Raw genomic sequence first — 11,111 nt, forward strand, 5'->3', positions numbered from 1 at the left:
CCATCCCCACCCTCAACCAACAACCCCCACAACTCCTCCGGCGACCCCACCCCACCCGGGAACCGACAACTCATCGCCACAATCGCCACCGGCTCGTCATGCTCCGCCTGTCCTGCCGTCACGGCGGCCGGCGCCGTCGCAGACCCGTCGTGTACTGCCGTGTCGGACAGTTCGGCCAGCAGGAAGTCCGCGAGCACCGCGCAGGTGGGGTAGTCGAAGACGAGGGTCGCGGGCAGCCGCAGACCGGTGATGCCGTTCATGCCGTTGCGCAGCTCGACGGCGCTGAGTGAGTCGAACCCGAGGTCGCTGAAGGCCCGTTCGGGATCAACGGCGGAGGGTCCGGCGTAGCCGAGCACGGTGGCGACATAGCTGCGGACGACGTCCAGGACCATGGCGGCGCGTTCGGACTCGGACAGTCCGGCGAGATGCTGGAGCAGCTTCGCGGCGTCGGACCCGGTGTCGTCGCTCTCCTGTGCCGTCTCCAGGACGCGCTGGGCGTCCGGGAGATCGCGCAGCAGTGCGCTGGGCCGGGAGGCGGTGAAGGCGGGGGTGAACTTGTCCCAGCCGAGGTCGGTGACGGAGACGTAGGCCTCGTCGTGGTCGAGGGCCTGACGGAGTGCGCCGCAGGCCAGCTCGGGCTGCATGTCGTACACGCCGTAGCGCCGGAGCCGGTCGCCGACGGCGCCCTCGCCCATGCCGTCTCCGGACCAGTGGCCCCAGGCGACGGCGGTGGCGGGGAGCCCTTCGGCGCGGCGCCGGTCGGCGAGTGCGTCGAGGAAGGCGTTTCCGGGGGCGTAGTTGCCCAGGCCCGGGCCGCTGATGGTGCCGGAGGTGGAGGAGAAGAGCACGAAGGCGGACAGGTCCCGGTCCCGGGTCAGCTCGTGGAGGTTGAGCGCCGCGGTGACCTTGGCGCGCAGCACGGTGTCCATCCGGCCGGGGTCGAGGGAGTCGATCACACCGTCGTCGAGGGAGCCCGCGACATGCATGACCGCGCCGAGCGGGTACTGCTCCGGGACGGCTGCCAGCAGGTCGCGCAGCGCGTCGCGGTCGGCGACGTCGCAGGCGGCGAAGGTGACGCGGGAGCCGAGCGCGGTGAGTTCGGCTTCGAGTTCCGCCGCGCCCGGGGCGTCGGCGCCGCGGCGGCTGGTGAGCAGTAGGTGCTCGGCGCCTTCGCGGGCCAGCCACCGGGCGATATGGCCGCCGACGGCGCCGGTGCCGCCGGTGACGAGTACGGTGCCGCGGGGCCGCCAAGTCCGCTGGGCCGGTGCGCCGGCCAGCGGGGCGCGGACCAGGCGGCGTCCGTAGGTCCCGGAGCCGCGCAGGGCGATCTGGTCCTCGCCGTCCGGGCCGGCGAGCAGGGCGCAGAGGCGGTCGGCGGCCCGCTTGTCGAGCGTTTCGGGCAGGTCGATGAGGCCGCCCCAGCGGTCGGAGTGTTCCAGGGCGGCGACCCGGCCCATGCCCCAGACCAGCGCCTGGTGGGCGTGGGTGACGGACTCGGAGCGGCCGATGGCGACCGCCCCGCGGGTCCCGCACCACAGGGGCGCGCCGATGCCGAGGTCGCCGAGTGCCTGGACCAGGGACAGGGTCGCGGACAGCCCGAGGGGCACGGCGGGGTGGGCGGGGTGGGCACGCTCGTCCAGCGGGAGCAGCGACAGGACTCCGGTGAGGTCGTCGCCGCCGAGCGCCTCGCGCAGCCGGTCGGCGGTCCGTTCGCGGTCCGAGCCGTCCTCGGAAGTCAGCTCCACGAGGCGTACCCGGGCGCCGTGTGCGGTGAGCGCGTCCTGTACGGCGGCCACTGGCCCGTCGGCGGGTTCCCCCGCCGGGGCGACCAGCAGCCAGGTGCCGTGCAGGGCGGCGGCGCGCTCGGCGAGCGGCGTCCAGCGCACGGTGTAGCGCCAGCTGTCGACGGTGGACTTCTCGCGGCTGTTCCTGCGCCACGACGACAACGCGGGCAGTACGGCGCTCAGCGGCTGATTGCCGTCCAGGTGGAGCGTGTCCGTCAGCGCCTGGAGGTCTTCCTTCTCGACGCTCTCCCAGAACTTCGCTTCGACGGCGTCGGTCAGCGGCCCGTCCTGGCTGTCGGCGGCGGTCAGTTCGCGCGCCTGGGGCCAGTACCGCGCACGCTGGAAGGCGTAGGTCGGCAGGTCGACGCGATGCGCGCCGGTGCCTGCGAAAACGGCGGTCCAGTCGACGGCCACACCCTGCGCATGTGCTTCGGCGAGGGAGGTGAGGAGCCGGCCGACGCCGCCCGCGTCCCGGCGCAGGGTGCCGAGCACGGCGGCGTCCGTGCCGAGCGCGTCCACACAGTCACGGATCCCGCCGGACAGCACCGGGTGCGGGCTGACCTCGATGAAGGCACGGTGGCCGGCGGCCACCAGGCCGCGGATGGCGTCCTCGAACCGTACGGTCTGCCGCAGGTTGGTGTACCAGTAGTCGGGGTCGAGGCCGGTGGTGTCCTGCCACTGACCGGTGACGGTCGAGAAGAACGGGATGTCGGCGTCGGCCGGGCTGATTCCGTCCAGTGCGTCGAGCACCTGGGCGCGCACCGGCTCGACCTGCGCCGAGTGGGAACCGTAGTCGACGGAGACCTTGCGGGCCCGCACACCGTCCGCGGTGAGCGCGGCGAACAGCTCGTCGAGCGCGTCCGCGGCACCCGAGACCACGACGGAGGCGGGGCCGTTCATGGCGGCGACGGACAGCCGCTCGCCCCACGGTTCGATGCGCTCGCGCACCGCCGTGGCCGACAGCTGGACGGACATCATGCCGCCGCTTCCCGTGATGGCGGTCAGCGCCCGGCTGCGCAGGGCCACCACACGCGCCCCGTCGTCCAGGGTCAGCGCACCGGCGACACAGGCGGCGGCGATCTCGCCCTGGCTGTGTCCGACGACCGCCTCGGGTTCGACTCCGTAGGAGCGCCACAGCTCGGCGAGCGACACCATGACGGCCCACAGCGCGGGCTGGATGACGTCGACCCGTTCGAGGTCGGGTGCGTCGGTGTCGCCGCGCAGGACGGCCGTCAGCGACCAGTCGACAAAGGAGGCGAGGGCGCGTTCGCAGGCGGCCAGGCGGTCGGCGAACACCGGTGAGGTGTCGAGCAGTTCACGTGCCATGCCCGCCCACTGGCTGCCCTGGCCGGGGAAGACCAGGACGGGGCGGGCGCTGCCGTCGCGGGCGACTCCCTGGGGCACGTCGGAGACCATCGCGCCCTCGGCGATCTCCCGCAGGCCGCGGTCGAGGTCCTCCAGGTCGGCCGCGACGAGCACCGCCCGGTGCTCGAAGGCGGAGCGGGTCGTGGCGAGCGAGAAGCCGATGCCGGGCAGGTCGCACTCGCCGGGCCGGGCGAGCAGGTGGGAGCGCAGCCGTGCGGCCTGGTCGCGCAGTGCGTCCTCGGTGCGTGCGGAGAGGGGCACCGGCACCACGGGGAGGGCGGACACCGCCGGGGTGTCCCGCTGGGCCGGCTGCCGGGGTGCCTGCTCCCGGGGTGCTTGCTCGACGATGACGTGGGCGTTGGTGCCGCTCATCCCGAACGAGGAGACGCCGGCCCGGCGGGGCTCGTCCGCGTCCGGCCAGGTGACGGCCTCGTTGAGCAGCTGTACATGGCCTGCTGTCCAGTCGACGTGCGGGCTGGGCTCCTCGGCGTGCAGCGTCCTGGGCAGCAGCCCGTTACGCAGTGCCATCACCATCTTGATGACGCCGCCCACGCCGGCGGCGGCCTGGCTGTGTCCGATGTTCGACTTCAGCGAACCGAGCCACAGCGGCCGGTCCTCGTCCCGGTCCTGACCGTAGGACGCGATCAGGGCCTGGGCCTCGATCGGGTCGCCGAGGGTAGTCCCGGTGCCGTGCGCCTCTACGGCGTCCACCTGCTGCGGTCCGAGACCGGCGGCGGCCAGTGCCCGGCGGATGACGCGCTGCTGGGAGGGGCCGTTGGGAGCGGTGAGACCGTTGGAGGCGCCGTCCTGGTTGAGGGCGCTGCCACGGATGACGGCCAGGACGGGATGTCCGTTGCGCCGCGCGTCGGACAGCCGCTCGACGGCCACCATGCCGACGCCCTCGGCCCAGCTCGCGCCGTCGGCGTCGGCCGAGAACGGCTTGCAGCGGCCGTCCTCGGCGAGCGCCCGCTGCCTGCTGAACTCGATGAGCGAGCCAGGGGTGGACATCACCGTCACACCGCCCGCGAGCGCGAGATCGCACTCACCCTGACGGAGCGACTGGACGGCCAGGTGCAGGGCGACCAGGGACGAGGAACAGGCGGTGTCGACGCTGACCGCCGGCCCTTCGAGGCCGAGGGTGTAGGCGATCCGCCCGGACAGCACGCTGGGCGAGTTCCCGGTGCCGACGTATCCCTCGAAGCTCTCCTGTGCTCCGCCGAGGATGCCGATGTAGTCCTGGTAGGTGACGCCCGCGAAGACGCCGGTGAGGGTGCCGCGGGCGGCCGCGGGGTCGATTCCGGAGCTTTCCAGGGCCTCCCACGACGCTTCGAGGAGCAGCCGCTGCTGCGGGTCCATCGACAGTGCCTCGCGGGGGCTGATGCCGAAGAAGCCCGGGTCGAAGTGGCTGGCGTCGTGCAGGAATCCGCCTTCGCGGGTGTAGCAGGTGCCCGGGTGGTCCGGGTCCGGGTGGTACAGGCCGGCGAGGTCCCAGCCCCGGTCGGCGGGGAACGGGGAGACCCCGTCGCCACCCGCGGCGACCAGCTCCCACAGCTCCTCGGGCGTACGGATGCCGCCCGGGTAGCGGCAGCTCATCCCGACGATGACGATGGGGTCGTTGTCGACGGGCGCACCGGACGGCGCAGGCACCGAGTCGCCTGTCTCACCGGTGAGTTCATCGTCGAGGTAGCGGGCGAGCGCCACCGGGGTCGGGTAGTCGAAGACGAGCGTGGCGGGCAGCGCCATACCCGTCGCCGCCCTGAGCTGGTTGCGCAGCTCGACGGCGGTGAGGGAGGTGAATCCGAGGTCGGTGAAGCTCCGGGAGGGCTCCACCTCGTCCGGGCCGGCATAGCCGAGGACATGGGCGACCTGGGTACGGACGACGGTGAGCAGCGCGCGGCCGCGTTCGGCCGCACCCTTCCCCGCGAGCCGACGCGCCAGGCCGGAGGCCGCGGTGGCCTGCTCACGTGTGGCGATCCGTCGCCCGGAGCCCTGCGCCAACGCGCTGAGAACGGCCGGCAGCGGGGTCGCGGAGCCGCGCAGTGCGGCGCGGTCCACCCGCGCGGGACGCAGCACCGTCCGGCCCGTGGCCTGGGCGGCGCCCAGCAGGGCCGCGGTCTCCTCCACCGACACCGCGGACAGCCCCGGGGCGGCCGCGCCGGACGGCGGCAGCAGTGCCAGAACCGGCAGGCCGGCGCCGGCCCGGCGGTGGGCGAGCGCGGCCAGTTGCCCGCCCGACGGAGCGCCGGCCGGGCCGCCGATGCCGAGGAGGACGAGCGCGGGCGGGGCGCCGTCCGTGTCAGTGCGGCGCGTCAACTCATCGAGGACGCGGGCCGTATCGACATCGCGGCACCGGCCGAGGTCGGCGGTGTGCACGACGGCGCTGAGCGGGCGTCCGGTTGCCCGGGCTGCGGCTATCGCTGCTTGCAGGGTGTGTGGGTTCTGGCCGGTGTCCGCGTACGCGTCCGCGTCCGCCTCCGCTGCCGCGTCCTGGTTTCCGGCTCCGTCTCCGGCTCCGTCCCCGTCCTGGTCCTGGTCCTGGTCCTGGTAGGCGACGGTCTGTACGTCTCCCTGGGGTTCGAGGGCGGCGGCGACTTGTTCGGCGAACGGGCCGGTGACCAGGACCGTTCCTCCGGGCTCCACGTCCAGGGCTGCGGCGGCGCTCGATGCACACCTGACCAGCCGCGCGGCCGACACCTCACCCCTGCGGAGGGCGAGCTCGGACTCGTCCGTGGCGAGCGCGGACGGCAGCACACGATGGGAGTCGAGGTCGTCATCGACGTCCACGAGCACGATCCGGTCCGGGTAGTCGGCCTGGACAACGCGAAGCTCTTCCCAGAGGGCGGCGGCCTCCGCGTCCGGTGCCTCGCCACCGAGGGCGATGGCGCCTCGGGTGACGAACACCAGACGGGCCGACGACGACTCCTGCGCCAGCCGTTCGCTGAACGCCGTGAGGGTGGTGTGCGCTTCGTCCACGGTGGCGACGCCGGTCACGAGCACTGTGCCGGTCGTCGCGTCCGTCGTGGAGTCGGTGGCCGCCTCCACAGCCTCGGCGACGTGTACGCCCAGCGCCTCGGCCAGGCCCAGCGGGTCGCTCCCCACTACGGTCAGCCGCGGCACATCGGCATCCGCTGCCGCGCCCTCGCCGATGTCCGACTCGCGGGCCCGTTCCACGGCGATCGGTGCCCAGTCGAGACGGAGCAGCGAAGCCGGCAGCGAAGGCGTCCGGTCGTCCCGCCGCTCACTGGTCTTGCGCATCAGCATCGACTCGACCGCGATCACCGGCTGCCCGGCGCCGTCGGCGGCCTGGAGGGACACCTCGTCGGCCCCGCGGCGGGCCAGCCGGATCCGCAGTGCGGTCGCGCCGGTCGCCTGCAGCGAGGCGCCGCTCCACGCGAACAGCACGGCCTCCGTCGCCACACCGTCCAGCAGACCGAGGCCCAGCGGATGGAGCGCCGCGTCCAACAGAGCGGGATGGAGAGCGAATTCCCCGGCCGCAGCGGACTCCGGCAGTTCGGCCTCGGCGTACACGCCGTCGGCGCCCCGCCAAACGGCCCGCACGCCGCGGAAGGCCGAACCGTAGTCGAACCCGGCCGCCGCCAGCCCCTCGTACAGGTCGTCGATGTCCACGGGCTCCGCGCCGGCCGGCGGCCACGCAGCGAAGTCGAAGGCCTCCTCCGTCGGGCCGCTCTCCGCCAGGACACCGCTCGTATGCCGCGTCCACGGCGCATCGGCCGAGGCCGCCGCAGGGCGCGCGTACACACCCAGCGCCCGGTCACCGGAGGCATCCGGGGCCTCGATACGGAGCTGCAGCTGAACCGCACCGTCCTCGGCGAGCACCAGCGGTGCTTCGAGGGCGAGTTCCCTGATGTGGGAGCAACCGACCTCATCCCCTGCGCGCACTGCCAGTTCCAGCAGTGCGGTGCTCGGGACGACGATCGCGCCCGCAATACGGTGCTCGGCAAGCCACGGCTGCGTACGGGGCGAGAGACGCCCGGTCAGCACCACCTCATGGCCGCCGGCCAGGGACACCGCCGCCCCGAGGAGCGGGTGCCCGGCCGCGGCAAGGCCGATCGACGAGGCATCCGCGGTCGTGGACGGTATCTCAAGCCAGTAGCGCTGGTGTTGGAAGGCGTAGGTGGGGAGGTCGATGGGGGTGGGGGCGGGAGTGGGAGTGGTGGTGGTGCTTTCGGTGGTAGTGCTTTCGGTGGTGTTGCTTTCGGTGGCTGTGGTGGGGGCTGTGGTGGGGAAGAAGGTCTGCCAGTTGATGGCGATGCCGTGGGCGAAGGCCCGTCCGGCGGCGGAGAGTACGGCGGATATCTCGCCGCGGTCGTCGCCGCGCAGGGTGGGGATGAGGACATGGTCCGCGTCAAGCTCCACGTCCGCGTCCGCGTCACTGTCGAGGCAGCCCTGTGCCATGGCGGTCAGGGTGCCGTCCGGCCCGATCTCCAGGAACCGGGTGACCTCGTGCTCCGCCAGCCAGCGGATGCCATCGGCGAAGCGCACAGCCTCACGGACGTGCCGCACCCAGTAGTCGGGGGAGGTCAGCTCCTGCGGCGTGGCCAGCGTGCCGGTCAGATTCGAAACCACCGGGATACGGGGCTCCGCGTACGCCACGCTGTCCGCAACAACGCGGAACTCGTCGAGCATCGGCTTCATCAGCGGCGAGTGGAAGGCGTGGCTGACCTTGAGTCGCTTCACCTTCCGGCCGTCGGACTCGAAACGCCCGGCGATCTCGGCAACCGCCGATTCCTCACCGGAGACCACGACCGACCGCGGACCGTTCACGGCGGCGATGCTCACCCGCTGCTCCTGGCCCTCCAGCAGCGGCAACACCTCCTCCTCGGCGGCCTGAAGCGCGACCATCGCGCCGCCCGCCGGAAGCGCCTGCATCAGGCGACCACGGGCCGCCACCAGACGGCACGCGTCCTCCAGCGACAAGACACCCGCCACATGCGCAGCCACCAACTCACCGATGGAATGCCCCACCAGGAAGTCGGGCCGCACACCGAACGACTCCATCAGCCGGAACAGCGCCACCTCCACCGCGAACAACGCCGGCTGAGTGAAACCCGTCCGATTCAACTGCTCGGCCTCGTCACCGAACACCACATCCCGCAGCGGCGACGCCAGCTCGCCATCAAAGTGCGCACAAACAGCATCAAAAGCATCGGCGAAGACCGGGAACGCGTCATACAACTCGCGACCCATCCCCAGCCGCTGCGCACCCTGCCCGGTGAACAGCAGAGCCAGCCGGCCTCCGGTGTCCACCGCACCCGTTACCGCATTGACCGCAGCAGTTCCCTCTGCCACGGCGGTGAGGCCGTCAAGGAGTTCCGCGCGCTCGGTGCCGAGGACGACGGCCCGGTGTTCAAACGCCGAACGTGTCGTGGCCAGGGCGAACCCCACCTCAGACAAGCCGAGTTCAGGACGGGCCTCCACATGCGCCAACAACCGCTGCGCCTGCGCCCGCAGCCCCTCCCGACTCCGCGCCGACACCACCCACGGCACCACACCTCCGAGCACATCCAACGGCCCGGCTTCCGCGCTCTCCTCCACCGGAGCCTGCTCGATCACCACATGCGCATTGGTCCCACTGACGCCGAAGGCGGAGACCGCCGCCCGCCCCGGTCGGCCACTCTCCGGCCATCCGACGGCTTCGGCGAGCAGCCGCACATTGCCCGCCGACCAGTCCACGTGCGACGACGGCTCATCGGCATGCAGGGTCTGCGGGAGCACACCGTGCTGCAACGCCAGCACCATCTTGATGACACCCGCCGCACCCGCAGCCGCCTGCGTGTGCCCGATGTTCGACTTCACCGAACCGAGCCACAACGGCCGGTCCCCGTCCCGGTCCTGCCCATACGTAGCAAGCAGCGCCTGCGCCTCGATCGGGTCACCCAGCGACGTCCCCGTCCCGTGTGCCTCGACCACATCGACATCCGACGGCGACAGTCCGGCACCCGCCAGCGCCTGCCGGATCACCCGCTGCTGCGACGGACCATTCGGCGCCGTCAAACCATTCGACGCACCATCCTGATTCACCGCACTACCCGCCACCACAGCCAACACCCGATGACCGTTACGCCGGGCGTCCGACAGCCGCTCCACCACCAACACACCAGCGCCCTCAGCCCAACCGGTGCCATCCGCAGCGTCCGAGAACGCCTTGCACCGACCATCAGCAGCAAGGCCGCCCTGAAGACTGAACTCGACGAAGGCTCCGGGGTTGCCCATGACCGTCACACCACCGGCGAGGGCGAGGTCGCATTCCCCCGAGCGCAGGGACTGCGCGGCCAGGTGCAGGGCTACCAGCGACGAGGAGCACGCCGTGTCGACCGTGACCGCCGGTCCCTCAAGACCCAGCGCATACGACACCCGGCCTGACACCACAGCGCCCGAGCTTCCGGTGAGCAAGTGGCCGCCGAGCCCTTCCGGAGCCTCCTGCAGGCCTGCCCCGTAACCCGAAGCGCTGGCACCGACGAATACGCCGGTACGGCTTCCCTTGACCGATGTGGGGCTGACGCCGGAGCGTTCCAGGGCTTCCCAGGAGGTCTCCAGCAGCAGCCGCTGCTGCGGGTCGATCGCGACCGCTTCACGCGGGCTGATCCCGAAGAACGCCGGGTCGAACTGGGCGGCATCGCGCAGGAACCCGCCCGCGCGCGTTCGGCTCGCACCGGCCTGGTCGGCGTCGTTCCCGAAGAGGGAATCGAGGTCCCAGCCACGGTCCGTCGGGAAGCCGGAGATGGCGTCTTCGGCTTCGGCCACCAGCCGCCATAGGTCCTCGGGACTGGCCACCCCACCGGGAAGCCGGCAGCTCATCCCGACGATGACCACCGGATCGTCCGAGGTGGACGCCAGCACCGGCAGACCGGACACCACATCCGTCCCGGTCCCGAACAACTCACCGTCCAGGAAACGGGCCAGGTCGCTCGGCGTCGGATAGTCGAAGACCAGAGTGGCGGGGAGTCGCAGGCCCGTCTCGGCATTCAGACCGTTGCGCAGCTCGACTGCAGTGAGCGAGTCGAAGCCCAAGTCCCGGAATGTGGCGCCGATTTCGAGGTCAGCAGGCTTGTGGTAGCCGAGGACTGCTGCGGCGTGGGTACGTACCAGCTCCAGCAGCGCCCGCTCCCGCTCCACAACCGACAGCCCCGCCAAGCGCTCCCGCACCACCACCCCAGCACCAGAACCCTCACCACCGGCATTGCCGCCGTCAGCCAGCGCCGCCCGCACCTCAGGCAGCTCCCCCAGCAACGGACTCGGACGAGCACTCGTGAACGCCGGAGCAAACCGCTCCCACTCCACATCCGCCACGACTACCGAACCCTCACCCGCACCAACCACCGACTCCAACGCCGACACCGCCAGCCCCGGATCCAGAGCCCTCAGCCCACGACGCAGCAGATGCTCCTCCGCACCCTCCACACCGGCCATCCCACCGCCGGCCCACGGACCCCACGCCACCGCACAACCCACCACACCCCGCGCACGACGCGCCTCCACCAACCCCTCGACGAAGGCATTCCCCGCCGCATACGCCGCCTGGCCACCGCTGCCCCACACACCAGCGATCGACGAGAACACCACAAACGCATCCAACGCACGGTCACCCAGCACCTCATCCAGCACCACAGCACCGGCAACCTTCGCCCCCAGCACCTCAGCAAAATGCTCCGCACCCGCGTCCCCCAACGGCACGGAATCCACCACACCCGCTGCATGAACGACAGCATCCACGGCGCAGCCCGACAGCAGCTCCTCGACCGCATCCCGACTCGCCACATCGCAAGCCGCCACCGTCACCCGCACCCCGAGCGCCGACAGCTCCGCCTCCAGCTCCGACGCACCGGGAGCCTCCGGGCCCCGACGACTTGTCAGGACCACGTGCTCGGCACCGCGTTCGGCCACCCAACGCGCCACACGAGCACCGAGCGCGCCCGTACCACCCGTGATCAGCACCGTCCC

Annotated in this window: 1 protein-coding gene; it reads right to left on the bottom strand. The window is 71.9% G+C overall.

What is annotated here, in order from left to right:
• The coding region (locus AB0C46_RS40300) for a type I polyketide synthase (RefSeq protein WP_362834106.1) at nucleotides 1-11,054 on the bottom strand (11,054 nt) is incomplete at its 3' end.
• Nucleotides 11,055-11,111: the final 57 nt, after the last annotated feature.

This window comes from Streptomyces sp. NPDC048637 (genome assembly GCF_040650675.1).
Classification (GTDB): domain Bacteria; phylum Actinomycetota; class Actinomycetes; order Streptomycetales; family Streptomycetaceae; genus Streptomyces.